We start from the raw sequence: 26,648 nt of genomic DNA on the forward strand, positions 1-26,648 counted from the left end.
CACCCTCCCTTACAGCTTGATCCAGGTCGCCTTGAGTTCGGTGTACTTGTCGAAAGCATGCAGCGATTTGTCCCGGCCATTGCCCGACTGCTTGAAGCCACCGAACGGCGCGGTCATGTCGCCGCCATCGTACTGGTTGACCCAGACGCTGCCGGCGCGCAGGGCGCGAGCCGTGTTGTGGGCACGGGAAATGTTGCTGGTCCACACCGCCGCCGCCAGACCGAAGGGAGAGTCGTTGGCAATGGTGATGGCTTCTTCGGCGCTGTCGAAGGTGATCACTGACAGCACCGGGCCGAAGATTTCTTCGCGGGCGATGCGCATGGCGTTGGTCACGCCATCGAAGATCGCCGGCTGCACATACACGCCGCAGGTGTCTTCAAGCACGCGTTCACCGCCGATGACCAGAGTGGCTCCATCAGCCTTGCCGGCCTCGATGTAACCGAGCACGGTGTCCAGCTGGGTGCTATCGACCAGGGCGCCGACGCGGGTATCCGGGTCTAGCGCATGGCCAGGCTTCCAGGCCTGGAGGGCTTCGACCACCATCGGCAGGAAGCGCGCCTTGATGCTGCGCTCGACCAGCAGCCGCGAGCCGGCAATGCACACTTCGCCCTGGTTGAAGGCGATAGCGCTGGCCGCAGCTTCAGCGGCGGCCTGCAAGTCCGGAGCGTCGGCAAAGACGATGTTCGGGCTCTTGCCACCGGCTTCGAGCCAGACCCGCTTCATGTTCGACTCACCGGCGTAAACCATCAGTTGCTTGGCGATGCGGGTGGAGCCGGTGAACACCAGGGTGTCGACGTCCATGTGCAGGGCCAGAGCCTTGCCGACGGTATGGCCGTAACCTGGCAGCACGTTGAGGACACCGGCCGGCAGACCCGCTTCGATGGCCAGTTGGGCAATGCGAATGGCGGTCAATGGCGATTTTTCGGACGGCTTGAGGATCACCGAGTTACCGGTGGCCAGGGCCGGGCCGAGTTTCCAGCAGGCCATCATCAGTGGAAAGTTCCACGGAACAATGGCCGCGACCACGCCGACCGGCGAGCGGGTGACCAAACCCAGCTGGTCGAACGGGGTCGCAGCAACTTCGTCGTAAATCTTGTCGATGGCTTCGGCGTTCCAGCGAATGGCGTTGGCCGCTGCCGGAATATCGATGCTCAGGGAATCGGCAATTGGCTTGCCCATGTCCAGGGTTTCCAGCAATGCCAGTTCTTCGGCATTGGCCAGGAGTAAATCAGCAAAGGCGATCAGCACCTGCTTGCGCTGGGCCGGGGCCTGGTCGGCCCAGATGCCACTGTCGAAGCTGCGCCGGGCAGCAGCCACCGCACGTTCGGCGTCGGCGCTGTCACAGCTGGCGATCTGCGCCAGCTGGCGACCGTCGACCGGGCTTGCACACTCGAAGGTCTCGCCAGACACACTGGCGCAGTACTGGCCGTCGATAAAGGCACGGCCTTCGATGTTCAGGCCCTGAAAAAGCTGTTCCCAGTGTTGGCGTGGTGCTGTTGTCATTGTTGTTCTCTCCGGCGTCACACCGTGTGCAGGTACCAGTTGTATTCGAGGTCGGAAATCGACACCTCGAACTCAGCCATCTCGCTTTCCTTGCAGGCGACAAAAATATCGATGTAGTCCGGGCTGATGTATTGGTTCAGCACTTCACTGTCATCGAGTTCACGCAGCGCATCGCGCAGGTTGTTCGGCAAGCTCTGTTCCAACTGCTCGTAGGAGTTGCCTTCGATAGGCGCTCCCGGCTCGATCTGGTTGGTCAGGCCGTGATGAATACCGGCGAGAATGGCCGCCATCATCAGATAGGGGTTAGCGTCAGCGCCGGCAACACGGTGCTCGATGCGCACGGCATCGCTGCTGCCGGTCGGCACGCGGACCGCTACAGTGCGGTTGTCCAGGCCCCAGCTTGGCGCGTTGGGCACATAGAACTGGGCACCGAAACGCCGGTAGGAGTTGATGTTCGGGCACAAGAAGGCCATCGACGCCGGCATGGTCTCCAGCACACCACCGATGGCGTGGCGCAGGGATTCACTTTGCAGGGGATCTTCGCTGGTAAAGATGTTCTTGCCGGTTTTCTTGTCCAGCAACGAGATGTGTACGTGCAGGCCGTTGCCGGCCTGGCCCGGGTAGGGCTTGGCCATGAAGGTGGAGTCCATTTCATGGTCGTAGGCGATGTTCTTGATCAGGCGCTTGAGCAACACCGCGTAGTCGCAGGCCTTCATCGGGTCGGCAACGTGGTGCAGGTTGACCTCGAACTGCGCCGGGGCACTTTCCTTGACGATGGCGTCGGCCGGGATGCCCTGCTCCTTGGCGGCTTCGAGCATGTCCTGCAGGCAATCGACGTATTCGTCGAGGTCGTCGATCAGGTACACCTGGGTCGATTGCGGACGCTTGCCGGAAATCGGTGAGCGTGGCGGTTGCGGCCGGCCGTTGAGGTTGTCCTGGTCAATCAGGTAGAACTCGAGCTCAAACGCCGCGCAGATATCCAGGCCCAGCGCATCGAACTTCGCCACCACGCTGCGCAGCACTTCGCGCGGGTCGGCAAAGAACGGCGTGCCATCCAGCTCGTGCATGGTCATCAGCAATTGCGCGGTCGGGCGCTTCTGCCAGGGCTCAAAGGCCAGGGTCCCGGGAATCGGGAAGCAAATGCGGTCGGAATCACCGATGTCCAGGCCAAGACCGGTGCTTTCGACGGTCGAACCGTTGATATCCAGGGCAAACAGCGAAGCCGGCAGGTTGATGCCTTTTTCGTAAACCTTGACCAGGCTTGCACGCTCGATGCGCTTGCCGCGCACCACGCCGTTCATGTCTGCAATCAGCAGATCGACAAATTGCACCTCAGGGTAGGCCTGGAGAAATTCACCCATCTCATCGAGAGGGATGGCGCGCGGGGAGACCGACGTCATGGCTAGGCATCCTTTGATTTTTTATCGAACGGCATGGAGGAGGTACTACTGCGCTATCGGGAGCGGCGATGGTTTCATTTGTTCTTTTTAAGTGGTCCCATCGTGGGGAACAGCTGAACGCCGTGGTTTCGCACGGACGTTCCAGATTCTGGCAACGTCGTGACTTGATTCACGACTGCCGCCTCACTATAGAATGGCCCCTACGCAACAGACATTGGCATTTAGGCAAGTAAAGAGTGCATCCATGCAATATCAGATCAGCCACGCCGACCTTTCCCTGGTGCTTGCACTGGTCCGCGGCCGCTCCCTGGCCAAGGCCGCCGAGCTGCTGAAGGTCGATGTATCGACTGTTTTTCGTTCGATCCGGCGCATGGAAGCCGCCCTGGGTACCGCCTTGTTCGTCAAAAGCCGCAAGGGTTACATCCCCACCGGCACCGCCCAGGCCCTGGCCGAGCAGGCCGAGCGCGCCGAGCAGGCGCTGGATGCCGCGAGGGTAGCGTTGGAGCACGGTGAGCAGGTGGTCAGCGGTACGGTGCGCCTGACCTGTACCGACGCGGTGCTGCACAGCCTGCTGCTGCCGGCGCTGGCCGAATTCATGCCGGCCTACCCTGCGTTGTCGCTGGAACTGGCGACCTCCAACACCTTCGCCAACCTCAGCCGACGGGATGCCGACCTGGCCCTGCGCCTGACCAACACTCCGCCGGAACACCTGGTCGGACGTTGCCTGGGGGCGGCGTCCTACGTGATTTGCGGGCGCGAGGAGTTTCGTGAAAGGCTCAAGGAGCCCAGCCTGCCTTGGATCGCCCCGGATGACACCATGCAGGATCACCCCACAGTGGTCTGGCGCAGCGAGCACCTGCCAGGGGTGACGCCGCGCTACCGCTGCAGCAGCATCTCCGCCATCGCCCAACTGGTGACCGCCGGGCTCGGCGTGGCCGCCCTGCCCGACTACATGGCCCACGACTTGCCCGACGTCGGCCCCCTCAGCGATGCCTTGCCCGGCTGCGACACCGAACTGTGGCTGCTGACTCGCCCGGATTGCCGGGCATTGCGCTCGGTGCAGACGCTGTTTGATGAGTTGACCCCGCGCCTGCGTGATGCCCTCGGACGCCGGTAAAAGACAAGACAGTTGTGCTAGAGCCCTGCAAATAGGTATCGTCGAGGTATCAAGGGCTCGAAGTGAAATCAACGCTTCCCTAAAGGCTGGTGATTTTTTAAACTATCGAGTCCGCTCGCCCATTCGGGCTGAACACCGCATTTGCTACTTGAGGAAGACCATGGCCCGCGTAACCGTTGAAGACTGCCTAGAACACGTGGATAACCGTTTTGAACTGGTCATGCTCTCCACCAAGCGTGCCCGTCAACTGGCCACCGGCGGCAAAGAGCCGAAAGTGGCATGGGAAAACGACAAGCCTACCGTCGTTGCCCTGCGTGAAATCGCTGAAGGGATCTGCACCCCTGAGTTCATGGCAGCAGAATCCATTGTTCACGCCGAGCCTGCTTTTGCATTCGGTAGTGAGGAAGAGGCCAACGAGGCCGTCTAAGCCTATGCCTGGTCGACGTAGTACGGCGCAGGTCCCCTTTCCTCGGCAGGAGGTAATCCTGTGCCGAGCATAGACGCCCTCGCCGATCGCTTGTCGACCTACCTCGGCGCCGACCAGGTCAACCTGGTGCGCCGGGCGTATTTCTACGCCGAACAAGCCCACGACGGCCAGCGCCGTCGCAGCGGCGAAGCCTACGTCACGCATCCGCTGGCGGTGGCAAGCATCCTTGCCGACATGCACATGGACCATCAGAGCCTGATGGCGGCCATGCTCCATGACGTGATCGAAGACACCGGCATCGCCAAGGAAGCGCTCAGCTCGCAATTTGGCGAAACCGTGGCCGAACTGGTCGACGGCGTCAGCAAGCTGACCCAGATGAACTTCGAGACCAAGGCTGAGGCCCAGGCGGAAAACTTCCAGAAAATGGCCATGGCCATGGCCCGGGACATCCGCGTGATCCTGGTCAAGCTGGCCGACCGCCTGCACAACATGCGCACCCTTGAAGTGCTCTCCGGGGAAAAACGCCGGCGCATCGCCAAAGAGACCCTGGAAATCTACGCACCCATCGCCAACCGCCTGGGCATGCACAGCGTGCGCGTAGAGTTCGAAGACCTGGGCTTCAAGGCCATGCACCCGATGCGCTCGGCGCGCATCTACCAGGCGGTCAAGCGCGCCCGCGGCAACCGCAAGGAAATCGTCAACAAGATCGAAGAGTCGCTGGCCCACTGCCTGGCGGTCGACGGTATCGAAGGCGAAGTCAGCGGCCGGCAGAAGCACCTCTATGGCATCTACAAGAAAATGCGCGGCAAGCGCCGGGCCTTCAACGAGATCATGGACGTCTACGCGTTCCGTATCATCGTCGACAAGGTCGACACCTGCTACCGCGTGCTCGGCGCCGTGCACAACCTCTACAAACCGCTGCCGGGGCGCTTCAAGGATTACATCGCGATCCCCAAGGCCAACGGCTACCAGTCGCTGCATACCACGCTGTTCGGCATGCACGGGGTGCCCATCGAGATCCAGATCCGCACCCGCGAAATGGAAGAGATGGCCAACAACGGTATCGCCGCTCACTGGCTGTACAAGTCCAGCGACGACGAGCAGCCCAAGGGCACCCATGCCCGCGCGCGCCAGTGGGTTAAAGGCGTGCTGGAAATGCAGCAACGTGCTGGCAACTCCCTCGAATTCATCGAAAGCGTGAAGATCGACCTGTTCCCGGACGAGGTCTACGTGTTCACGCCCAAGGGCCGGATCATGGAGCTGCCCAAAGGCTCCACGGCGGTCGACTTCGCATACGCGGTACACACCGACGTCGGCAACAGCTGCATCGCTTGCCGCATCAACCGCCGCCTGGCACCGCTGTCAGAACCCCTGCAAAGCGGCTCGACAGTCGAGATCGTCAGCGCCCCGGGCGCACGCCCCAACCCGGCGTGGCTCAACTTCGTGGTCACCGGCAAGGCCCGTACGCACATCCGCCATGCGCTCAAGCTGCAGCGCCGCTCGGAATCCATCAGCCTTGGCGAGCGCCTGCTGAACAAGGTCCTCAACGGTTTCGACAGCGCCCTGGACAAGATCCCCCAGGAACGCATCCAGGCCATGCTCGGCGAATACCGCCTGGAGCTGATCGAAGACCTGCTCGAAGACATCGGCCTGGGCAACCGCATGGCCTATGTGGTGGCTCGCCGCCTGTTGTCCACCGAAGGCGAGCAACTGCCAAGCCCGGAAAGCCCGCTGGCGATCCGCGGCACCGAAGGCCTGGTATTGAGTTACGCCAAATGCTGCACGCCGATCCCGGGCGACCCGATTGTCGGCCACCTGTCGGCGGGCAAAGGCATGGTCGTGCACCTGGAGAACTGCCGCAACATCAGCGAAATTCGCCACAACCCGGAAAAGTGTATCCAACTGTCCTGGGCCAAGGATGTCACTGGCGAGTTCAATGTAGAACTGCGCGTCGAGCTGGAGCACCAGCGCGGCCTGATCGCCCTGCTGGCCAGCAGCGTCAACGCCGCCGACGGCAATATCGAGAAGATCAGCATGGACGAACGCGATGGTCGCATCAGCGTGGTCCAACTGGTGGTCAGCGTGCACGACCGCGTGCACCTGGCACGCGTGATCAAAAAACTGCGCGCCCTGACCGGGGTGATCCGAATCACCCGCATGCGTGCGTAGCCCAATAACAGCAAGGAGTCATCATGACCAAGACCGTCATCACCAGTGACAAGGCCCCAGCCGCCATCGGCACTTACTCCCAGGCGATCAAGGCCGGCAACACGGTGTACATGTCCGGGCAGATCCCACTGGACCCGAAAACCATGGAACTGGTCGAAGGCTTCGAAGCCCAGACCGTCCAGGTCTTCGAAAACCTCAAGGCCGTTGCCGAAGCCGCTGGCGGTTCGTTCAAGGACATCGTCAAGCTGAACATCTTCCTCACCGACCTGAGCCACTTCGCCAAGGTCAACGAGATCATGGGCAAGTACTTCGAACAGCCGTACCCAGCCCGCGCCGCCATTGGCGTTGCAGCTCTGCCGAAGGGCTCGCAAGTTGAAATGGATGCCATCCTGGTCATCGAGTAACACCCCCGAAGGCACGCCTGCAGGCGTGCCTTCTCCCCCGCCCCTGCAAGGACCCCCGTCATGCGCTACGCGCTCGCCCTGTCGCTGCTCGCCACCCTGTTGAGCGGCTGCGCCAGCCACAGCCCGGAAGATCTCAACGGCACCTGGATCAACCAGAACGCCATCGACGCCGCCGCCAAAGGCTCAAACCTGCGCCAGGCCCTGCTCGCCAATGGCCCGAACCTGGAATGGAAGGTCAACATCGCAGCTGGCCAGGCGACCTTCAGCAACGGTTTCGAGGCCGGTGACGGCAAGCTCAAGGCGCTCAAGGACAACCAGTGGGAAGTGGATTTCTACGGGAACTACGTCGAGACCCTGAGCCTGGACGGCGACGAGTTGGTTCAGGCCGCGAACGAAGCCAATGGCCAGCAGAGCTTCCAGCGCGCCGAAACTCCGGCACCGGTCGACACCCCTGCCGGCACCACCTTTGAGACTGCGCTTTACAGTGCCTACCTGGCTGGCGACTGGAAAATCGCTGAAGGCCCGGGCCAGGGCGCGGTAGTCCATTTTCGCGCAAACGGCAGCCTCGACGGCCTGCCCGGCCTGGATCGCTACGCCCTGTGCCTGGCTGGCGACTGCGCCGCCATGAGCGGTGAGTACGACAGCCTGTGGCTGGAGCGCAACCAGCAAGGCAACCCGTGGATCTTCAAGCGTGATGGTAAACAGCTGGAAATCTTCCAGGCCATCAACCAGGCCCAGGCCGACGAGATGCCGGATTTGCATCCTGGCACTCGCCGCTGGCTGCTTGAGCGTCAGTAACGGCTAATTGCTGCCGGCAAGGATGGCTGCATAGCCTTCCTTGTAGCTTGGGTACTGTGGCACCCAGCCCAGTGCCCGGGCCCGGGCGTTGCTGCAACGCTTGCTGCCGGTGCGCCGCACCCGCTCCTGCTCCGACCACTGGGTAACGCCCATGTACTCGCGCAGCCAGGCGACCACGTCAAAAAGAGGTGCCGGCGCATCATCGACGCCGATGTAACAATTCTCCAGCGCCTTGCCCTGAAGATCGGCCTTGAGCAGAAAGGCCAACAGCCCGGCGGCGTCTTCGGCGTGAATACGGTTGCCGTACAGCGGTGGCTCTTCAGTCACCCGGTAACCCTGGCGGACCTGGCTGAGCAGCCATTCGCGACCCGGGCCATAGATACCGGTGAGACGCACGACGGTGCTGGGAATACCACTGGCCAGGGCCAGTTGCTCGGCTTCGAGCATGACCGTGCCCGAATAACCTTCAGGCTCCACCGCAGCGCCCTCGTCAATCCACTCGCCATTCTTCTGCGCATACACGCTGCTGCTGGAAACAAACAACAAGCGCCGCGGCGTTTGCCGGCGCTCAGCCAGCCAGCTCAGCACAGTGCGCAGGCCCTCGACATACGCGGCCTGATAACCAGCCTCGTCGTGCTGGCTTGCCGCCACGCAGTAGATCAGGTAATCCGGAGCGTCAACCGGCCAGGCGTCCGGGCAGCGCTTATCATTGAGGTCAGCCGCGATCGCCACCACCCCTTCTGGCAGTTGTCCAACACTGCGGCGCAAGCCACTCACCGGCCAACCCGAGGCCAGCAATTGCTTGGCCAGACGGCCACCGACATCGCCACAACCGACGATCAGAACTGAAGGCGCAGACATCTCGAAACTCCGCAAATCAAAGGCCCAGCCTATCTAAATAAATCGATAGGCGGCTAGCTATGGTGGAAAAAAAGTAACTTTATTACTTCTGCTAACAAGAATTACTTGCAATAATGGCCACCCAATTTTGTTCTCGGCCTGTCTCGAGGCCTGGAAGGACAACCACCTCTTTCTTCTTCATCAGGTCAGGCCAGCATGACACGCATTCAACCCTCCGCTTCGCCAACCATGTCGCGCGCATGGCGCGCCATTGCCGCGCTGATGTTCAGCCTGGTGCTGGCACCCGCCGCCCTGGCCGATGAGCCGAGCACCGCTGCCACCCCTCCAGCCGCCGCTGTCGCCCCTGCCCCAGTGGGCGCCGAGCAGGCCGCAGCGCCGACCGATCCGGCTGCCGCCCCTGCCGCTGCGCCAATCGATGGCCAGGTCGCCAACCCGGCTGACGAGAGCGTTGAGGCACTGGTTGAAGACACCAGCCTGGGCATGGCTCACGACCTGTCGCCTTGGGGCATGTACAAGAACGCCGACATCGTGGTGAAGATCGTCATGATCGGTCTGGCCATTGCCTCGATCATCACCTGGACCATCTGGATCGCCAAAGGCTTCGAGCTGCTGGGTGCCAAGCGTCGTCTGCGTGGTGAGATCGCCGCCCTCAAGCGCGCCACCACCCTCAAGGAAGCCAGCGACAGCGCCAACAAAGAAGGCACCCTGGCCCATATCCTGGTCCACGATGCCTTGGATGAGATGCGCCTGTCGGCCAATGCCCGCGAGAAAGAAGGTATCAAGGAACGCGTCAGCTTCCGCCTCGAGCGCCTGGTAGCCGCCAGCGGCCGCAATATGAGCAGCGGCACCGGCGTGCTGGCAACCATCGGTTCGACCGCTCCGTTCGTCGGTCTGTTCGGTACCGTGTGGGGCATCATGAACAGCTTCATCGGCATCGCCAAAACCCAGACCACCAACCTCGCCGTGGTTGCCCCGGGTATCGCTGAAGCCTTGCTGGCCACTGCCCTGGGCCTGGTTGCAGCTATTCCAGCGGTGGTTATCTACAACGTTTTCGCCCGCTCCATCGCAGGTTACAAAGCGCAGGTCTCTGATGCCTCGGCCGAGGTCCTGCTGCTGGTCAGCCGCGACCTGGACCACCAGCCAGGTGATCGCGCCGCTACCCCTCATATGGTCAAAGTGGGCTAAGCCATGGGCCTGCATCTGAAGGAAGGTGGCGACGACCTCGCCGAAAACCACGAAATCAACGTGACGCCGTTCATTGACGTCATGTTGGTCCTGCTGATCATCTTCATGGTGGCAGCGCCGCTGGCAACCGTCGACATCAAGGTCGACCTGCCAGCCTCGACCGCGAAACCTGCGCCCAGGCCCGAGAAACCGGTGTTCCTCAGCGTCAAGGCGGACCAGAACCTGTACGTCGGCGAAGAGCAGGTCCAACGTGACCAGCTCGGCGCCATTCTCGACGCCAAGACCAAGGGCGACAAGGACACCACGATCTTCTTCCAGGCTGACAAAGGCGTGGATTACGGCGATCTGATGGAAGTCATGAACACGCTGCGCGCGGCCGGTTACCTGAAAGTCGGTCTGGTCGGCCTTGAGACGGCAGCCAAGAAATGATCAAGACGCGGCATAAGCTGGCGCGTTACAGCAGTAGTCTGGCGATTGTGCTGGGTATCCATGCCGTTGCCGTGTTGCTGACGCTCAATTGGTCGGTGCCCCAAGCGATCGAACTGCCGCCTGCGGCAATGATGATCGAAATGGCGCCGATGCCCGTACCGGCACCGCCACCTCCACCCAAGGTGGTCACCCCACCCCAGCCACCGGCACCGGTTGAAGAACTGCCGCTGCCGAAGCTGGCCGAGGCGCCGAAACCTAAAATTGCCATTGCCAAACAGGAAAAACCAAAAGCCAAACCGCAGCCGCCCAAGCCTGAGAAGAAGCCTGAGCCGCAGGAGAAGCCGTCTGACGAGGAAGTGGCCGATACCCCACCAAGCACCGCGCCAGCGCAGAAATCGGCCGCCCCGGCGCCGAGCATCGCCACCAACAGTAATGCCCTGCCGACCTGGCAGAGCGACCTGCTGCGTCACCTGGCGAAGTACAAGCGCTACCCGGAAAACGCTCGACGCATGCGTATGGAAGGCATCAACCGCCTGCGCTTCGTGGTCGATGGCGAGGGCAAGATCCTCTCCTACGCCCTGGCGGGTGGATCGGGTAGCGCGGCACTGGATCGGGCGACTCTGGAGATGATCCGTCGCGCGCAACCGGTTCCAAAGCCGCCCAAGGAACTGCTCAACAACGGCAGCATTGAAGTGATTGCGCCTTTCGTCTACTCGCTGGACAAACGCTAACGCTTTGTTTCTGTCACAAACGAGCAAGTCTGATAACGTGCGTCTATCGATTGCAGCCGCTATGCTGGGGCCGCAACTTCATGGACGCACGTTATGACCCTCACAGAATTGCGCTACATCGTCACCCTCGCCCAGGAACAGCACTTCGGCCATGCCGCCGAGCGCTGCCACGTCAGCCAGCCGACCCTGTCGGTCGGTGTGAAGAAGCTTGAGGACGAGCTGGGTGTACTGATCTTCGAGCGCAGCAAAAGCGCGGTACGCCTGACCCCGGTCGGCGAAGGAATCGTTGCCCAGGCGCAAAAGGTTCTCGAACAGGCCCAAGGCATTCGCGAGCTGGCCCAGGCCGGCAAGAACCAGCTGACCGCCCCGCTGAAAGTCGGCGCGATCTACACCGTCGGCCCTTACCTGTTCCCGCACCTGATCCCGCAACTGCACCGGGTTGCCCCGCAGATGCCGTTGTACATCGAAGAGAACTTCACTCACATCCTGCGCGACAAGCTGCGCAACGGCGAGCTGGATGCAGTGATCATCGCCCTGCCATTCAACGAAGCCGATGTGCTGACCCTGCCGCTGTACGACGAGCCGTTCTACGTGCTGATGCCCAGCGAGCATCCATGGACCCAGAAAGCGACCATCGACGCCGGTCTGCTCAATGACAAGAGCCTGCTGCTGCTCGGCGAAGGCCACTGCTTCCGCGACCAGGTACTCGAAGCCTGTCCGACCCTGGCCAAAGGTAGCGATGGCGCCAAGCACACCACGGTCGAATCCAGCTCGCTGGAAACCATTCGGCATATGGTCGCGTCGGGCCTGGGCGTGTCGATCCTGCCTCTGTCTGCAGTGCACAGCCATCATTACGCCCCGGGCGTGATCGAAGTGCGTCCACTGAGCCCTCCGGCACCGTTCCGTACCGTGGCCATCGCTTGGCGCGCCAGCTTCCCGCGGCCCAAGGCGATCGAGATCCTCGCTGACTCGATCCGCCTATGCTCGGTCGCCAAACCCGCCGCGAGCCAGTAGGAAAGCGCATGTCGCAGTTGTCCCAGGTCTCGGTGACCGCACTCAAGGGCGTGGGCGAAGCCATGGCCGAGAAACTCGCCAAGGTGGGCCTGGAAAGCCTTCAGGACGTGCTGTTCCACCTGCCCCTGCGCTATCAGGACCGCACCCGCGTGGTGCCCATCGGCGCACTGCGTCCGGGCCAGGATGCGGTCATCGAAGGCGTGGTCAGTGGCACCGACGTGGTCATGGGCAAGCGCCGCAGCCTATTGGTACGCCTGGGCGACGGCAGCGGTGTGCTCAGCCTGCGCTTTTACCACTTCAGCAACGCGCAGAAGGAAGGCCTCAAGCGTGGCACCCACCTGCGTTGCTACGGTGAGGCCCGCCCCGGCGCCTCGGGCCTGGAGATCTACCACCCCGAATACCGGGCGCTGACGGGCGACGAGCCGGCGCCCGTGGAACAGACCCTGACACCGATCTACCCGACCACCGAAGGCCTGACCCAGCAGCGCCTGCGCCAGCTGTGCCAGCAAAGCCTGGCGCTGCTCGGCCCGCGTAGCCTGCCGGACTGGCTGCCGGAGGAGCTGGCCCGGGACTATCAATTGGCGCCGCTGGACGATGCGATCCGCTACCTGCATCACCCACCGGCCGACGCCGATGTCGATGAACTTGCCGAAGGCCACCATTGGGCCCAGCACCGCCTGGCGTTCGAAGAACTGCTGACCCACCAGCTATCCCAGCAGCGCCTGCGCGAAAGCCTGCGGGCCCAGCGTGCGCCGGTCCTGCCCAAGGCCAGCCGCCTGCCGCAGCAGTACCTGGCCAACCTGGGCTTTGCGCCGACCGGTGCCCAGCAGCGGGTTGGCAACGAGATCGCTTACGACCTCAGTCAGCCCGAACCCATGCTGCGCCTGGTCCAGGGCGATGTCGGCGCGGGTAAGACCGTGGTCGCCGCCCTCGCCGCCCTGCAGGCACTGGAGGCCGGTTACCAGGTGGCCCTGATGGCCCCTACCGAGATCCTCGCCGAACAGCATTTCATCACCTTCAAGCGCTGGCTGGAGCCACTGGGCATCGAGGTCGCCTGGCTGGCCGGCAAGCTCAAGGGCAAGGCCCGCGCCAGCGCCCTGGAACAGATCGCCGCCGGTGCACCGATGGTGGTCGGCACCCACGCCTTGTTCCAGGAAGAAGTGAAGTTCAACAATCTGGCTCTGGCGATCATCGACGAGCAGCACCGCTTTGGCGTGCAGCAACGCCTGGCCTTACGCCAGAAAGGCGTCGGCGGCCAGCTCTGCCCACACCAGCTGATCATGACCGCCACACCGATCCCGCGCACCCTGGCGATGAGTGCCTACGCCGACCTGGACACCTCGATCCTCGACGAACTGCCGCCAGGCCGTACGCCAGTGAACACCGTGCTGGTGGCTGACAGCCGGCGTTTCGAGGTGGTCGAGCGGGTCCGCGCAGCCTGCGCCGAAGGGCGCCAGACCTACTGGGTATGCACCCTGATCGAAGAATCCGAAGAGCTGACCTGCCAGGCTGCCGAAACCACCTTCGAGGAGCTCGGCAGCGCCTTGGGCGAATTGCGCGTCGGCTTGATTCACGGGCGTATGAAGCCCGCCGAAAAAGCCGCAGTGATGGCCGAGTTCAAGCAGGGTAACCTGCAACTGCTGGTGGCGACCACAGTGATCGAGGTGGGGGTCGACGTGCCCAACGCCAGCCTGATGATCATCGAGAACCCCGAGCGCCTGGGCCTGGCCCAGTTGCACCAGCTGCGCGGCCGGGTTGGCCGTGGCAGCACGGCAAGTCACTGCGTGTTGCTCTATCACCCGCCACTGTCGCAGATTGGCCGCGAACGCCTGGGTATCATGCGCGAAACCAACGATGGTTTCATCATCGCCGAGAAAGACCTGGAGCTGCGTGGCCCCGGTGAAATGCTCGGCACCCGCCAGACCGGCCTGCTGCAATTCAAGGTCGCCGACCTGATGCGCGACGCCGACCTGCTACCTGCCGTGCGTGATGCCGCCCAGGCCCTGCTAGCGCGCTGGCCGACGCACGTTAGCCCGCTGCTGGAACGCTGGCTGCGTCACGGCCAGCAATATGGCCAAGTGTGACGCCCGTCCCAGATTGACGCCAGCGCAAGGTTCAAGCTGGTTATACTCATGCGATTGTAAAAATTTTGGATACAGGCCATGACTGAAGTTGCTCTGGATACCGCAACCCCCCACGCGCCGTCTGTTATCCGGTTGCTGCTCGACAAGCTCGGCATCGCCTACCGCGAAGTGACCGACCACCCGCAGTTGCCGGCCGCCGCCAAAGTGCAGGCCGTCCTGCTGGACGACGAGGTCGGCGCGTTAATGGTGCTCTTCCCGCAAAACCAGTTGCTTGACCTCAGCCGCCTGACCGAACTGACCGGACGCAGGCTGGCTGCCGTACCGCTGGAACGCTTGCGCCACATGCTGGAAAAACACGGCCTGAAGATCCTTCCGGGTATTCCGGCCCTGACCAGCTCACCGTGCTTGTACGAAGAGAGTTTACTGCGCCCTGAGCGCCTGCTGATTCACTCCGGTGAAGCCGGCTTGCTGCTGGAAATCGAGCGCGATGACTTCAAGAAGATGCTCAGCAAAGCCAGCGCCGGTAACTTCGGTGAACTGCTGAGCCACATCCGCCCCAACCTCGACCGTCCGCATGACGACGGTGAAGAAATCTCCCAGGCCGTCCAGGCATTCACGGCCCGACGCATCCAGCAACGCCTGGAAAGCACCATCGAGATCCCGCCGCTGGCAGAAACCGCGCAGAAGATCATTAAGCTGCGAGTCGACCCCAATGCCACCATCGACGACATCACCGGGGTGGTCGAAACCGATCCGGCCCTGGCCGCGCAAGTGGTCAGCTGGGCGGCATCGCCCTATTACGCCTCGCCGGGCAAGATCCGTTCGGTGGAAGATGCCATCGTGCGCGTGCTGGGTTTTGACCTGGTGATCAACCTGGCCCTGGGCCTGGCGCTGGGCAAGACCCTCAGCCTGCCCAAGGATCACCCGCAACAGACCACACCGTACTGGCAGCAGTCGATCTACACCGCAGCGGTGATCGAAGGCCTGACCCGCGCCATGCCGCGAGCCGAGCGCCCGGAATCGGGCCTGACCTACCTGGCCGGGCTGCTGCACAACTTCGGCTACCTGTTGCTGGCACACGTATTCCCGCCGCACTTCTCGCTGATCTGCCGGCACCTGGAGGTCAACCCGCACCTGTGCCACAGCTATGTCGAGCAGCACTTGCTGGGCATCAGCCGCGAGCAGATCGGCGCCTGGCTGATGCGTTACTGGGACATGCCGGACGAACTGTCCACTGCCCTGCGCTTCCAGCACGACCCGTCCTACGATGGCTACCACGCCGCCTTTCCCAACCTGGTGTGCCTGGCGGTACGCCTGTTACGTTCGCGCGGGATCGGCTCGGGGCCGCAGGAAAGCATCCCCGATGAGCTGCTGGAACGCCTGAACCTCACCCGTGAAAAGGCCGAGGACGTGGTCAACAGGGTACTGGAAGCCGAAGCCATGCTACGTGAGCTGGCCTCGCAGTTCAGCCAGCACTGAGGCGCAAGCCTGACCCTGGCGGTCAGGCCTTCTTTTTCGGTTTCAGGTACTTCATCAGGCCCTGGAACCAGATCACCAGCGCCGGGTTGCCCTTGATCTGGATGCTCTTGTCCTGAATCCCCTGCATGAAGGCCAGCTGCTTGTTCTTGGCCTGCAAGGTGGCAAAGCCGAACGCTGCATCCTTGAATGCAATCGCGAACGCTGGCGCGGTGTGAGCGCCGGATTTACTGCTGATGCGCATGTCCTTGACGATGAAATGGCGAGCGGCCTTGCCATCAAGGGTTTGTAGCTGGAAGACCAGATCCTTGTCGGCCAGTTGCTGCTGGAAGGCAGGGTTGTTGCGGCTGGCCTTGGCCATCAGCAGGCCCATGGCCCAAAGGAGAAAGCGAAACTTCATGTGCACGCCTCGGCTAAAAAGTGACTGGCGAAGCAGTTTATAGTCTCGCTACAAAAACGCCATCGTTCTCTGCGCTTTACGCGACGATAGCCGCTGATGGCCTTGTAACCGGGTGATTCACTGGCGTCTGACTTTGTTGAGCAGGTACAGCAGCAACTGGTTCGCGCCTATCGCCGCCAGTGCGGTAGCAAACCCCAGCACACTGCAAAACAACGCGCGCAAAGGATGTTGCGGCAACAGGTAGAGCAGGATCGCAGCCGGGATCATCGCGGCCAGCAGCAGCCGCCACTTCAGTCGCGGCACCAGCGCCATCACCAGGTTCATCAACACCACGAAATAGAAGATCAGGTACATACCCATGCCGATCGCCACACCGCGCGACATCAGCCCGCCCGCCATCTGCCTGTACATCGTCATACCGGTGTTGTGCAGCCACAGGTAAGCGGCGACGGCCAGCAGGTGTACGACCAAGGCAATGGCCAAACGGTAAACCGTGGCTACTGGCATAACTGCGAGGCCTCTTCGACTACGCCTTTGTCACTCAGGCGCTTGATGCCGTCCACAGCACTATCGCGGTAAGCGCTCGCCTCAAGGGCGGCTTGCTGGTAGCAGGCCATAGCGCGGGCATTGTCTTGCTGGCCAAGTTTGCCTTGCTCATATGCGTAGCCAAGGTCCACCAGCCCTCTGGGTGACTCCAGCTTCGCCGACTGCTGCAAGGCGAGCAGCGCTTTGCCCGGGTTTTGGCAGGTCAGGTTCTCGGCGTATTCTTCGCCGTAGCAAACAAAGTGCGCGAGCATGGCACCGGCGTCGCGCTCAGTGCTCATGGCCGACTCCAGGAGCTGCACGATGGTCGAATCTGGCAGCCGCTCGGCCTCACCCGAAAAAATCAGAATGACCGCCTGTACCGCCGCCTCGTTGTTGCCCTTGGCAGCGGCACTGAGCAGGCTGTTGAGAGCAGCGTTCATCAGTTGCCCGGGCATGTCGTAAAGCCCTGCCCTGCCCAGGTCTTCATAGATCCCGGCGCGCTCGACATCCAGCCCGCCGGCGACCTTCTCCTTGCGCCCGGTGAAGAAGCCTTCCAGGGACCAGTCGTCGATCCGGCTCAACACCCAGCACTGGCCGCGGGTAAAGGTGTAGACCTTGAGAAGCTCACCCTTGCTGTCGCGCAGCACCACTTGCCGTGTGCCCTCCTGTTCGACCACCAGGCCCAGTTCGGCGCGCTTGGCCGGCTGCAGCAACGCCAGGGACGGGCGCAGCTCCCGGGTCAGCTTGCGAATCGACGCACGCGGTTGCTTGCGCCCAGGGTAGATCCTCTGCTCGATCAGCGGGTCGGCTACCAGCGACTGCTGCAGCGCCTCGCTCTTGGCAAAAGCGGCGAAGAAGGCGCCGAAGTCATTGTCGGAGCAGTCCGGCATGTCCACCGGGGCGGCAGCACAGGTTGTCGCCCCGGCCAACAGCGCAAACGAGCAGAACCACTGCCGCCAGGTCAGCGCAAAGCCGTTCATGGTTTGCCTCTGTCGATCAGCTGTTGAGTGGGCGTACACCAATAGTCACTCAGACCCAGCCAGTAACTGAGCACATCCCAGATGTAACGCCAGGCGTTTTCCGGCTTGCGGCAATCGGCCTGCTCGTCGGCCACCTCGTAAGGCGTATTGCTGATGAAGTAGTTGAGCCAATGGGGCTCCCAGTTGGGCATGGCGATCTCGATATGCCCATCGGCCTTGAACAAACTGATCCAGACGATGCCGACAGTGCCGTCGTCTTCATAGTCGCGCATGTCCAAGGGGGTCTGCGAGAACAGCGGCGTACGGTAAACCTGCTTTTGATTGCTGCGGTCAATGAAACGCAGGTAGGCCAGGTCATCGAAAGGCACCAGCCAGCCACCAACCGGCACGTTTTCCATGAGATAACGGCCCGATTCGCTGACCACCCTGACTTCGCCTGGACGGTCGATCAGTACCCGGATGTTGTGTCCCACCCAAAGTATCAATGCCCCAAGCATCGCCAGTGCAAAATAGTGCCTGCGTTTCAAGACTGTTCCTTCTTCAATACATGCAGCCGGCCCAGCCAGTGGGCAATCATTATCGCCAGGAAAGTCAGGCCACCGGCCAAGGGGCTAAAGAACATCGTGCGCACCGGGTGTTGCGGCATCAGCCAGTAGATGATCAAGGCCACCAGCGCGGCATTGAGCATGAGTTTGTGCTTGAGCCGGGGCACACAGGCAATCACCAGGCTGAAAATCACCATCACGTCGAAAACCAGCCAGACGATGGCGCCAGAGGCCACGCCACGGGCGGTGAAGCCGCCGTAGACCTGCCTGTAGTAATCGACCCCGATGTCGTTGAGCACCAGGAACAGAAAGCAGGCCAGCGCGTGCGCAACCAGGGCGATCAGCCAGCGTTTGATCATCGGGCGTTTCCTTGCAAGGCCTGGCACCAGCTGCGCACATCGTTCTTGTCGAAGCCTGGGCAGTTGTTGTCGCGGGCGATATAGCGATAGGGGTGCGCCGCTTCGTAGGTGAAGTGGTAGTAGTTGTGCGCATCCTGGCCATACAGCCAGTACGACGCGGAACCCTGGGAAATCTGGTAGGGCTCGAAGGTCAGCAGCGAGGACTCGGCGGGGATGAAATTGTCAGGCTCCATCCACAACAGCAGCACATTCGAGTACAACTGCGTGGTCAGGCCTGGCAGCAGAAGCAGCAGCAACGACAGGGCGAACACTTTGCCTTTGCTCATGCCGGCGGCAGACTCGCGTAGTAGCCACCCAGCACTTCCATGGCCACCACGGTGGCCAGGCAAATGAAGGTCAACAGGCGATGCCAGAGCTGGTCACGCCAGCGCCGGTGCAGGCTGGTGAGTATCAATATCAGGCAGACAAATGCCAGGCTGCCAAACAGGTTGCTGTCGGCGGTGCTGGCCAGGTAATTGGGCAGGCTCAGGCCGTCATACATGGCGTTGCCCTGCGCTAGCGGTTACTGCGAATCCTTCGTTCTTCATCACGGCCCTCCCTGGACATCTCCCCATCCTTGCGACGGGGGCGGCGTATGCTAGCCAGATGCCAGGGCGGCGGCAATAAAAAACGGGCACCTTGTGCGGTGCCCGTTTTTCACTGCAATCGATCTGTGCGAGGCATCACGGATTGACGCTGTCCTTCAGGGATTTACCTGGTTTGAATGCAACAGTGTTGCTGGCCTTGATCTTCACCGGCTCGCCAGTTTGCGGGTTTTTGCCAGTGCGGGCACCGCGGTGACGCTGCAGGAAGGTACCGAAGCCGACCAACGTGACGCTGTCCTTGCGATGCAGGGCGCCGGTGATTTCTTCGAGCACGGCGTTGAGCACGCGGTTAGCTTGCTCTTTGGTGAGATCAGCCTTTTCCGCGATGGCGGCGGCGAGTTCTGGTTTACGCATAGTGAAGCCTCTTTGACGGTTTTTTTGTTGTTATGCCGTGCTGCCCTTCAAGAGCAGCGCCCAAGGCACCGCAGGCTCTAAACTGCGGCAGACGGGAGTGAGAATGGCATGCCCTCAGGGGCCGCGCCAGTCTCTGGGCGGCCATTGTTGGGGCAAAGGCAGGGGAAATCCGACAGAACGCCGGTTATTTACGCCATTAGCGCCGGAAGTTGCCGATTTAGAGCCAGCTTTTCCATGACTGCTGTGCCGGTCAGGGCGTAACCCAGCAACTGGCCGTCAGCATCGTGGCAGAGCACCTTGAGGTCGGAGCCCTGGCCTTCAACGCTCCACTGGCCTTCGCGGCCATGGGGCGGTGGCGACACCACCAGTGGGCAGGCCGGGGTTTTCACCGTGACCGGCATCGGCCCGTAAGTAACCGCGGTCGGGTTACCTACCAAGGTTTGGGCCAGGGCCCGCACGCAGCTCATCAGCGGCATCACGTACAACAGGTTGAGGCCATCAACTTCGGCGCAGTCGCCGAGGGCGAAAATATTTGCATGCGAGGTGCGCAACTGGCGATCGACCACCACGCCACGGTTGACCTGCAACCCGGCTGCCGCGGCCAGATCGATGCGTGGACGCAGGCCGACCGCCGAAACCACCAGGTCGCAGGCGACCACGCTGCCGTCGGACAAGTGCGCTTCCAGGCCCTGCTCCCGGTGTTGCAAGCGGGTCAGCACCGGCCCCAGGTGAAAGCGCACACCCAGCCCTTCGAGGCCGGCCTGCACGGCACCTGCGGCCAGCGGATGGAGCAGGGTCGGCATGACCTGCTCACAGGGCGCCACCAGCTCGACCTGATAGCCGCCCAGACTCATGTCATTGGCAAACTCGCAACCGATCAGGCCCGCACCGAGGATCAGCACCCGCTGTTTGCCGGCCGCTGCGGCGCGGAAGCGGGCATAGTCTTCGAGGTCGTTGATCGGGAAAATCAGCCCGGCAGCATCGCCTTCGACCGGTACCCGCACGGTCTCAGCGCCCCAGGCCAGGATCAGGTCGCGATAGGGCACCTGCTCTTCGCCGATCCACAAGCGCTTGTGGCCCGGGTCGATGCCGCTGATGCGGGTGTGGGTGCGCACCTCAGCTTTGAGTTGCTCGGCCATGGCACCGGGCTCGGCCATGCTCAGGCCGTCGGCATCCTTGTTCTTGGCGAAACCGGTGGAAAGCATCGGCTTGGAGTAGGAGCGGCCGTCGTCGGCGGTGATCAGCAACAACGGCGATTCACCGTCGAGTTTGCGAAATTCGCGAGCCAGGTTGTACCCCGCCAGACCCGTACCGACAATCACCACTGGAGCGGTCATACGCTGCTTTCCTTGAATCTGATTGAATGAGATCAGTTGATTTCGATCATCTCGAAATCCATCTTGCCGACGCCGCAGTCCGGGCACAGCCAGTCTTCGGGCACGTCTTCCCACTTGGTGCCTGGAGCGATGCCGTCATCCGGCCAACCGTCAGCTTCGTTGTAGATCAGGCCACAAACGATGCATTGCCACTTTTTCATAACGCATGTCCTCAAAAGACTCAGGCTTTGGAGTGGCCGCTCTCGTGATTATTACAGTGGCGACCATCAAAGAGAGGCTTTGTACTGGAGCGAGGTGCCAGCATGCAAGCCGGATCGGGCAATCATGCTAAGCTCGGCGTCTCTCTGGCCTGTTATTCGATACCGCCGTGCCGTACGAAACAATGCAAGCGCCCGCTGCACACTGGCTGCAGCAACCTGACCTGGCAGACAACACATCGCCCGCGACCCTCGACTGGTTGTACGACCAGGGTTCCTTGACTCGCCGCCTGATTCAATTATCCGCCGATCACTTTTGCGTCACACCCCTTTGCGAAGGTTGGCAGCGCCTGCGCGACGATGAGTGCCTGGCCCTCGGCCTGGCGCCAGGCAGTGACGGCTGGGTGCGCGAGTCGTACCTGCGCGGCCATGGCCAGCCGTGGGTGTTCGCTCGCAGCGTGGCCGCCCGCAGCTCGCTGCAAAGCGGTGGCCTGGACCTGGAAGCCTTGGGCAGCCGATCGCTGGGCGAGTTGCTGTTCTGTGACCAGGGCTTTGTGCGCCTGCCCATTGAAGTCTGCCGTTACCCCGCTACCTGGCTGCCGGCAGAACAGCGCTGTGATGGCCTGTGGGGACGCCGCTCCCGCTTCGACCGTGGATCCTTGAGCGTGCTGGTGGCCGAAGTATTCTTGCCTACGCTGTGGATTGCTGCTGACACGCATTCGGAGAAGCGCTGATGTACCTGCAGTTGCTCAAGTCGCTCAATCGCCTGCATCCACGGGCCTGGGACTTTATCCAACTGAGCCGGATAGACCGTCCTATCGGCATCTACCTGCTGCTGTGGCCAACCCTCTCGGCGGTATGGATTGCCGCCAAGGGTACGCCGACGCTGGCCCATGTGCTGATCTTCACCCTTGGCGTGGTGCTGATGCGCGCGGCCGGTTGTGCGATCAACGACTTTGCCGATCGCAAGGTCGATGGCCACGTCAAACGCACCGCCGAACGCCCCCTGGCTGCCGGCAAGATCAACGCCCGTGAAGCACTGACCCTGTTTGCCGTGCTGGTCGGGGCGAGTTTCCTGCTGGTGCTGTGCACCAATGCCACCACCGTGTGGCTGTCGTTCGGCGCGGTGGCGCTGGCGGCCTGTTATCCGTTCATGAAGCGCTACACCTATTACCCGCAGGTGGTGCTGGGCGCGGCTTACTCCTGGGGCATCCCCATGGCCTTCACCGCTGCCACCGGCGAGTTGCCGGCCATCGCTTGGCTGTTGTTCATCGCCAACCTGCTGTGGACGGTGGGCTACGACACCTATTACGCCATGGTCGACCGCGACGACGACCTGAAAATCGGGGTCAAGTCCACGGCGATCCTGTTCGGCGAAGCCGATCGGGTGATCATCCTGACTCTGCAGGTACTGTCACTGGGTTGCCTGCTGCTGGCCGGCAATCGCTTCGAGCTGGGCGCCTGGTTCCACCTCGGGCTGGTAGCGGCGCTGCTGTGCTTTGCCTGGGAGTTCTGGGCCACCCGCAAGCTGGACCGTGAGTCGTGCTTCAAGGCCTTCTTGCACAACCACTGGGCGGGGTTGCTGGTGTTTGTCGGGATCGTGCTGGACTACAGCTTCTAACTTTTCGCGGGGCAAGCCCGCTCCCACTGCACCGGTGGGAGCGGGCTTGCCCCGCGATAACGCAATTACGGCTTGGCAACATGCCAGACGTCTTTCATACCATCTCCCGTCATATCCCCCGCCTTCTTGTCCTTGACGAAGGTGTACAACGGCTTGCCGTCGTAGGCCCATTGCATGGAGCCGTCATCGCGATTGATCTGCGTCCACTTGCCCTCGGCCTTTTCGCCGGCATCCACCTTTAACGGCGGCCAGTTGCTGGCACAGTCACCATTGCACATGGATTTTCCGCCAGCATCCTTGTCGAAGGTGTACAACGTCATACCGCTATGGTCGACCCACATGCCGTCTTTCTCCATGGCATGATGGGCCAAGGCTACTCCTGGCAGTGCCAAGGATACTGCTGCGCAGAGGGCCATCCAGTTCAGCGTATGTCGTGTCATTGGATTCACCGTAATTCTCGGGAGAGGGAATCTAAGCCTAGTCCAGTAACCGAATGTTGCTGCCAAGGCCCCCGAGCTGTCACACGACTGCAATAATTCCGTTATCTAATGCGGGCCAAGACACCTTTAATGGAAGAGGTTTGAGCATGGTTGGCAGAAACATTCTGATCGTTGACGACGAAGCGCCAATTCGCGAGATGATCGCCGTTGCATTGGAAATGGCCGGCTATGACTGCCTGGAAGCGGAAAACTCCCAGCAGGCCCACGCCATTATCGTCGACCGCAAGCCGGACCTGATACTGCTCGACTGGATGCTCCCGGGTACCTCGGGCATCGAGCTGGCCCGGCGCCTCAAGCGCGATGAGCTTACCGGCGACATCCCGATCATCATGCTCACCGCCAAGGGCGAAGAAGACAACAAGATCCAGGGCCTGGAAGTCGGCGCCGATGACTACATCACCAAGCCGTTCTCGCCGCGCGAGCTGGTGGCGCGGCTCAAGGCCGTACTGCGCCGCGCCGGCCCAAGCGACGGCGAAGCACCGATCGAAGTCGGTGGCCTGCTGCTCGACCCGATCAGCCACCGCGTGACCATCGATGGCAAACCGGCCGAAATGGGCCCGACCGAGTACCGCCTGCTGCAGTTCTTCATGACCCACCAGGAGCGCGCCTACACCCGCGGCCAGTTGCTGGACCAGGTCTGGGGCGGCAACGTCTATGTCGAAGAACGCACGGTCGACGTGCACATCCGCCGCCTGCGCAAGGCGCTGGGTGAGGCCTACGAGAATCTGGTACAAACCGTCCGCGGCACCGGTTATCGCTTCTCTACCAAGAGCTGAACCGCTGCATATCGCCAAGGCATTGGAAAGGACGCGTCACTAATTGAACCAGAACTGGCATGGCACCCTGATTCGCCACATGCTGTTGCTGATCACCGTCTGCCTGCTGGCCGGCCTGATCAGCGGCTACTATGGCTGGAGCCTGGCCCTGGGCCTGGCGATCTACCTGGGCTGGACCCTCAAGCAACTGCTGCGCCTGCACGAATGGCTGCGCCTGCACAAACCCGATGAAGCACCGCCCGACGGCTACGGCTTGTGGGGCGAAGTGTTCGACAGCATCTATCACCTGCAGCGGCGCGACCAGCGCGTACGCGGGCGCCTGCAGGCGGTGATCGACCGGGTGCAGGAATCGACCGCCGCGCTCAAGGACGCGGTGATCATGCTCGACAGCGATGGCAACCTGGAGTGGTGGAACCGCGCCGCAGAAACCCTGCTGGGCCTCAAGACCCCACAAGACAGCGGCCAGCCGGTGAGCAACCTGGTGCGCCACCCGCGCTTCAAGGAGTACTTCGAGCAGGAGAACTACCTCGAACCGCTGGAAATCCCCTCACCGATCAATGACCGCATGCGCGTGCAACTGCACATCACCCGCTACGGCAATAACGAGCACCTGATGCTGGTTCGCGATGTCACCCGCATCCACCAGCTGGAGCAGATGCGCAAGGACTTCGTCGCCAACGTTTCCCACGAGCTGCGCACACCGTTGACGGTGATTGCCGGCTACCTGGAAACCCTGCTCGACAACGTCGAAGAGGTCAACCCACGCTGGGTTCGCGCCCTGCAACAGATGCAGCAACAAGGCGGGCGCATGCAGACCCTGCTCAATGACCTGCTGTTGCTGGCCAAGCTGGAAGCCACCGACTACCCCTCGGATAACCAGCCGGTGGCCGTCGATACCCTGCTGCAATCGATCAAGGGCGACGCCCAGGCGCTGTCCGGGCAACGCAACCAGCGCATCAGCCTGGAAGCCGAGCCGGGTATCCGCCTCAAAGGCAGCGAGGCGGAGCTGCGCAGTGCCTTCTCCAACCTGGTGTTCAATGCGGTCAAGTACACCCAGGATGAAGGCCAGATCCGCATCCGCTGGTGGGCCGACGATCAGGGGGCGCACCTGAGCGTGCAGGACTCGGGCATCGGCATCGACCCCAAGCACCTGCCGCGCCTGACCGAGCGTTTCTACCGGGTCGACTCCAGCCGCGCCTCCAACACCGGCGGTACCGGCCTGGGCCTGGCGATCGTCAAGCACGTGCTGTTGCGCCATCGCGCCCGCCTGGAAATCAGCAGCGTACCGGGCCACGGCAGCACCTTTACCTGCCATTTCCCCCAGGTTCAGATAGCCGCGCGCCAGGCCTCCTGAACAGCCGCCCTTTAAATTTGCGCAGTCAGCCGCTACATTGGCTGACTCGCGCCAGCACATGCTGGCATTGCTGCATTCCCTTTCTTATAAGACGGACCCCGTAAAACTCCATCATGGACCCTTCCCCTGGTTTCAACCTCGCTGCACTTTTCGCCGATTTCGGCATGATTCTTTTTGCTCTGCTGCTGGTTCTGCTCAACGGCTTTTTCGTTGCCGCCGAGTTCGCCATGGTCAAATTGCGCTCGACCCGCGTCGAGTCGATCGCCGAGCAGCACGGCTGGCGCGGGCAGATCCTGCGCACCGTACACAGCCAGCTGGATGCCTACCTGTCCGCCTGCCAACTGGGTATCACCCTGGCCTCGCTGGGCCTGGGCTGGGTCGGTGAGCCGGCCTTCGCGCACCTGCTCGAGCCGTTGCTGGCCGCCGTCGGCGTCGAATCCCCGGAAGTGATCAAGGGTGTCTCGTTCTTCAGCGCCTTCTTCGTCATCTCCTACCTGCACATTGTCGTCGGTGAGCTGGCGCCCAAATCCTGGGCGATCCGTAAACCCGAACTGCTGTCGCTGTGGACGGCGGTACCGTTGTACCTGTTCTACTGGCTGATGTACCCGGCCATCTACCTGCTCAACGCCAGCGCCAACGCCATCCTGCGTATCGCCGGCCAGGGCGAGCCCGGGCCGCATCACGAACATCACTACAGCCGCGATGAACTCAAGTTGATCCTGCACTCCAGCCGCGGCCAGGACCCTAGCGACCAGGGTATGCGTGTACTGGCTTCGGCGGTGGAAATGGGCGAACTGGAAGTGGTCGACTGGGCCAACTCCCGTGAAGACATGGTCAGCCTCGATGCCAATGCGCCGCTCAAGGAAATCCTCGCGATGTTCCGTCGGCACAAGTTCAGCCGCTACCCGGTACTCGATGCAGAGCGCGGTGAGTTCATCGGCCTGCTGCACATCAAGGACCTGTTGCTGGAGCTGGCCGACCTCGACCATATTCCCGAGTCGTTCAACCTGGCCGAGCTGACCCGCCCGCTGGAGCGCGTGTCGCGGCACATGCCGCTGTCCCACTTGCTCGAGCAGTTCCGTAAAGGCGGCGCGCATTTCGCCCTGGTCGAGGAAGCCGACGGTAAAGTGATCGGCTACCTGACCATGGAGGACGTGCTCGAAGTGCTGGTTGGCGATATCCAGGATGAACACCGCAAGGCCGAACGTGGCATTCTCGCCTACCAGCCAGGCAAGCTGCTGGTACGCGGCGACACGCCGCTGTTCAAGGTCGAGCGCCTGCTCGGCGTAGACCTTGACCATATCGAGGCGGAAACCCTCGCTGGCCTGGTCTATGAGACCCTCAAGCGGGTTCCGGAAGAGGAAGAGCTGCTGGAAGTCGAAGGCCTGCGCATCATCATCAAAAAGATGAAAGGGCCGAAGATCGTCCTGGCCAAGGTGCTCAAGCTCGATTGAGCCG

At 62.0% G+C, this 26,648-nt stretch carries 30 protein-coding genes; 16 read left to right on the forward strand and 14 right to left on the reverse strand.

Annotation, left to right across the window (positions count from 1 at the left end):
- Positions 1–9: 9 nt before the first annotated feature.
- The gene (locus tag M5G17_RS20840; RefSeq protein WP_273894788.1) at positions 10–1,503 is read right to left on the reverse strand and encodes an aldehyde dehydrogenase; all 1,494 of its coding nucleotides are present in this window, start codon (positions 1,501–1,503) and stop codon (positions 10–12) included.
- 17 nt (positions 1,504–1,520) lie between these two features.
- On the reverse strand, positions 1,521–2,903 hold the full coding sequence (locus tag M5G17_RS20845; protein ID WP_273894789.1) for a glutamine synthetase family protein: 1,383 nt from the start codon (positions 2,901–2,903) through the stop codon (positions 1,521–1,523).
- Positions 2,904–3,147: 244 nt separating this feature from the next.
- Between M5G17_RS20845 and M5G17_RS20850 the strand changes: the two genes are divergently transcribed.
- The 5 genes from M5G17_RS20850 (at position 3,148) to M5G17_RS20870 (ending at position 7,818) form a co-directional block, all read left to right on the forward strand.
- Positions 3,148–4,020 (forward strand): LysR family transcriptional regulator, encoded by an 873-nt coding sequence (locus M5G17_RS20850; RefSeq protein ID WP_273894790.1) that lies wholly within the window; start codon positions 3,148–3,150, stop codon positions 4,018–4,020.
- A 160-nt stretch (positions 4,021–4,180) separates the two neighbouring features.
- Positions 4,181–4,447 (forward strand): DNA-directed RNA polymerase subunit omega, encoded by a 267-nt coding sequence (gene rpoZ / locus M5G17_RS20855; RefSeq protein WP_130262039.1) that lies wholly within the window; start codon positions 4,181–4,183, stop codon positions 4,445–4,447.
- 60 nt (positions 4,448–4,507) lie between these two features.
- On the forward strand, positions 4,508–6,616 hold the full coding sequence (spoT, locus tag M5G17_RS20860; protein WP_273894791.1) for a bifunctional GTP diphosphokinase/guanosine-3',5'-bis pyrophosphate 3'-pyrophosphohydrolase: 2,109 nt from the start codon (positions 4,508–4,510) through the stop codon (positions 6,614–6,616).
- A gap of 23 nt (positions 6,617–6,639) precedes the next feature.
- Positions 6,640–7,020 carry a RidA family protein gene (locus tag M5G17_RS20865; protein ID WP_110965535.1) on the forward strand — a complete coding sequence of 127 codons (381 nt, stop codon included), beginning with the start codon at positions 6,640–6,642 and terminating at the stop codon, positions 7,018–7,020.
- Positions 7,021–7,080: 60 nt separating this feature from the next.
- A complete protein-coding gene (locus M5G17_RS20870; protein WP_273894792.1) occupies positions 7,081–7,818 on the forward strand; it encodes a hypothetical protein in 738 nt (245 codons plus the stop codon).
- Between the two features lie 3 nt (positions 7,819–7,821).
- Here M5G17_RS20870 and M5G17_RS20875 read toward each other — a convergent pair whose 3' ends face one another.
- Complete coding sequence (locus tag M5G17_RS20875; protein ID WP_273894793.1) at positions 7,822–8,679, reverse strand: NAD-dependent epimerase/dehydratase family protein; 858 nt, start codon at positions 8,677–8,679, stop codon at positions 7,822–7,824.
- A gap of 195 nt (positions 8,680–8,874) precedes the next feature.
- Here M5G17_RS20875 and exbB point away from each other — a divergent pair, with 195 nt between their 5' ends.
- The 6 genes from exbB (at position 8,875) to M5G17_RS20905 (ending at position 15,601) form a co-directional block, all read left to right on the forward strand.
- Positions 8,875–9,864: a tonB-system energizer ExbB gene (gene exbB / locus M5G17_RS20880; RefSeq protein WP_273894794.1), complete on the forward strand. Its 990-nt coding sequence runs from the start codon at positions 8,875–8,877 to the stop codon at positions 9,862–9,864.
- Between the two features lie 3 nt (positions 9,865–9,867).
- Positions 9,868–10,293: a TonB system transport protein ExbD gene (gene exbD, locus M5G17_RS20885; RefSeq protein WP_273894795.1), complete on the forward strand. Its 426-nt coding sequence runs from the start codon at positions 9,868–9,870 to the stop codon at positions 10,291–10,293.
- The gene (locus M5G17_RS20890; protein WP_273894796.1) at positions 10,290–11,024 is read left to right on the forward strand and encodes an energy transducer TonB; all 735 of its coding nucleotides are present in this window, start codon (positions 10,290–10,292) and stop codon (positions 11,022–11,024) included. The genes exbD and M5G17_RS20890 overlap by 4 nt, the downstream gene beginning before the upstream one ends.
- A gap of 93 nt (positions 11,025–11,117) precedes the next feature.
- The gene (locus M5G17_RS20895; protein WP_273894797.1) at positions 11,118–12,038 is read left to right on the forward strand and encodes a hydrogen peroxide-inducible genes activator; all 921 of its coding nucleotides are present in this window, start codon (positions 11,118–11,120) and stop codon (positions 12,036–12,038) included.
- Positions 12,039–12,046: 8 nt separating this feature from the next.
- Positions 12,047–14,122 (forward strand): ATP-dependent DNA helicase RecG, encoded by a 2,076-nt coding sequence (gene recG, locus M5G17_RS20900; RefSeq protein WP_273894798.1) that lies wholly within the window; start codon positions 12,047–12,049, stop codon positions 14,120–14,122.
- Positions 14,123–14,200: 78 nt separating this feature from the next.
- Positions 14,201–15,601 carry an aminoacyl-tRNA deacylase and HDOD domain-containing protein gene (locus M5G17_RS20905; RefSeq protein ID WP_273894799.1) on the forward strand — a complete coding sequence of 467 codons (1,401 nt, stop codon included), beginning with the start codon at positions 14,201–14,203 and terminating at the stop codon, positions 15,599–15,601.
- Positions 15,602–15,623: 22 nt separating this feature from the next.
- Here M5G17_RS20905 and M5G17_RS20910 read toward each other — a convergent pair whose 3' ends face one another.
- The 10 genes from M5G17_RS20910 to M5G17_RS20955 form a co-directional block, all read right to left on the reverse strand.
- Positions 15,624–15,998 (reverse strand): helicase, encoded by a 375-nt coding sequence (locus tag M5G17_RS20910; protein ID WP_273894800.1) that lies wholly within the window; start codon positions 15,996–15,998, stop codon positions 15,624–15,626.
- 117 nt (positions 15,999–16,115) lie between these two features.
- Positions 16,116–16,481, reverse strand: coding sequence for a hypothetical protein (locus tag M5G17_RS20915; RefSeq protein WP_273894801.1), 366 nt, complete (start codon positions 16,479–16,481; stop codon positions 16,116–16,118).
- A 14-nt stretch (positions 16,482–16,495) separates the two neighbouring features.
- Positions 16,496–17,503, reverse strand: coding sequence for an SEL1-like repeat protein (locus tag M5G17_RS20920; protein WP_273894802.1), 1,008 nt, complete (start codon positions 17,501–17,503; stop codon positions 16,496–16,498).
- The gene (locus M5G17_RS20925) at positions 17,500–18,030 is read right to left on the reverse strand and encodes a hypothetical protein (protein WP_273894803.1); all 531 of its coding nucleotides are present in this window, start codon (positions 18,028–18,030) and stop codon (positions 17,500–17,502) included. The genes M5G17_RS20920 and M5G17_RS20925 overlap by 4 nt, the downstream gene beginning before the upstream one ends.
- Positions 18,027–18,407, reverse strand: coding sequence for a hypothetical protein (locus tag M5G17_RS20930; protein WP_273894804.1), 381 nt, complete (start codon positions 18,405–18,407; stop codon positions 18,027–18,029). The genes M5G17_RS20925 and M5G17_RS20930 overlap by 4 nt, the downstream gene beginning before the upstream one ends.
- Complete coding sequence (locus M5G17_RS20935) at positions 18,404–18,733, reverse strand: hypothetical protein (RefSeq protein ID WP_273894805.1); 330 nt, start codon at positions 18,731–18,733, stop codon at positions 18,404–18,406. The genes M5G17_RS20930 and M5G17_RS20935 overlap by 4 nt, the downstream gene beginning before the upstream one ends.
- Positions 18,730–18,948: a hypothetical protein gene (locus M5G17_RS20940; protein WP_273894806.1), complete on the reverse strand. Its 219-nt coding sequence runs from the start codon at positions 18,946–18,948 to the stop codon at positions 18,730–18,732. The genes M5G17_RS20935 and M5G17_RS20940 overlap by 4 nt, the downstream gene beginning before the upstream one ends.
- Positions 18,949–19,129: 181 nt before the next feature.
- Entirely contained in the window at positions 19,130–19,405 is a 276-nt protein-coding gene (locus M5G17_RS20945; protein ID WP_003213368.1) for an HU family DNA-binding protein, read from the reverse strand.
- 188 nt (positions 19,406–19,593) lie between these two features.
- The gene (locus tag M5G17_RS20950; protein WP_273894807.1) at positions 19,594–20,742 is read right to left on the reverse strand and encodes an NAD(P)/FAD-dependent oxidoreductase; all 1,149 of its coding nucleotides are present in this window, start codon (positions 20,740–20,742) and stop codon (positions 19,594–19,596) included.
- A 32-nt stretch (positions 20,743–20,774) separates the two neighbouring features.
- The gene (locus M5G17_RS20955) at positions 20,775–20,942 is read right to left on the reverse strand and encodes a rubredoxin (RefSeq protein ID WP_038997996.1); all 168 of its coding nucleotides are present in this window, start codon (positions 20,940–20,942) and stop codon (positions 20,775–20,777) included.
- A gap of 167 nt (positions 20,943–21,109) precedes the next feature.
- Between M5G17_RS20955 and M5G17_RS20960 the strand changes: the two genes are divergently transcribed.
- Positions 21,110–21,673: a chorismate--pyruvate lyase family protein gene (locus tag M5G17_RS20960; protein WP_273894808.1), complete on the forward strand. Its 564-nt coding sequence runs from the start codon at positions 21,110–21,112 to the stop codon at positions 21,671–21,673.
- Complete coding sequence (ubiA, locus tag M5G17_RS20965; protein WP_273894809.1) at positions 21,673–22,560, forward strand: 4-hydroxybenzoate octaprenyltransferase; 888 nt, start codon at positions 21,673–21,675, stop codon at positions 22,558–22,560. Before M5G17_RS20960 ends, ubiA begins: the two co-directional genes overlap by 1 nt.
- A 65-nt stretch (positions 22,561–22,625) precedes the next feature.
- Here the strand turns inward: ubiA and M5G17_RS20970 are convergent, their stop codons facing one another.
- Positions 22,626–23,000: a COG4315 family predicted lipoprotein gene (locus tag M5G17_RS20970; RefSeq protein WP_273894810.1), complete on the reverse strand. Its 375-nt coding sequence runs from the start codon at positions 22,998–23,000 to the stop codon at positions 22,626–22,628.
- A 146-nt stretch (positions 23,001–23,146) separates the two neighbouring features.
- On the opposite strand from M5G17_RS20970, the gene phoB reads away from it, so the two are divergent.
- The 3 genes from phoB (at position 23,147) to M5G17_RS20985 (ending at position 26,644) form a co-directional block, all read left to right on the forward strand.
- A complete protein-coding gene (gene phoB / locus M5G17_RS20975; RefSeq protein WP_028942483.1) occupies positions 23,147–23,836 on the forward strand; it encodes a phosphate regulon transcriptional regulator PhoB in 690 nt (229 codons plus the stop codon).
- Between the two features lie 79 nt (positions 23,837–23,915).
- Positions 23,916–25,190, forward strand: a complete 1,275-nt coding sequence (phoR, locus tag M5G17_RS20980; RefSeq protein WP_273894917.1) for a phosphate regulon sensor histidine kinase PhoR — start codon at positions 23,916–23,918, stop codon at positions 25,188–25,190.
- 113 nt (positions 25,191–25,303) lie between these two features.
- Positions 25,304–26,644: a hemolysin family protein gene (locus M5G17_RS20985; RefSeq protein WP_273894811.1), complete on the forward strand. Its 1,341-nt coding sequence runs from the start codon at positions 25,304–25,306 to the stop codon at positions 26,642–26,644.
- The last annotated feature ends 4 nt before the right edge of the window (positions 26,645–26,648 follow it).

Source organism: Pseudomonas rubra, assembly GCF_028656935.1.
GTDB classification, from domain to species: Bacteria; Pseudomonadota; Gammaproteobacteria; order Pseudomonadales; family Pseudomonadaceae; genus Aquipseudomonas; species Aquipseudomonas rubra.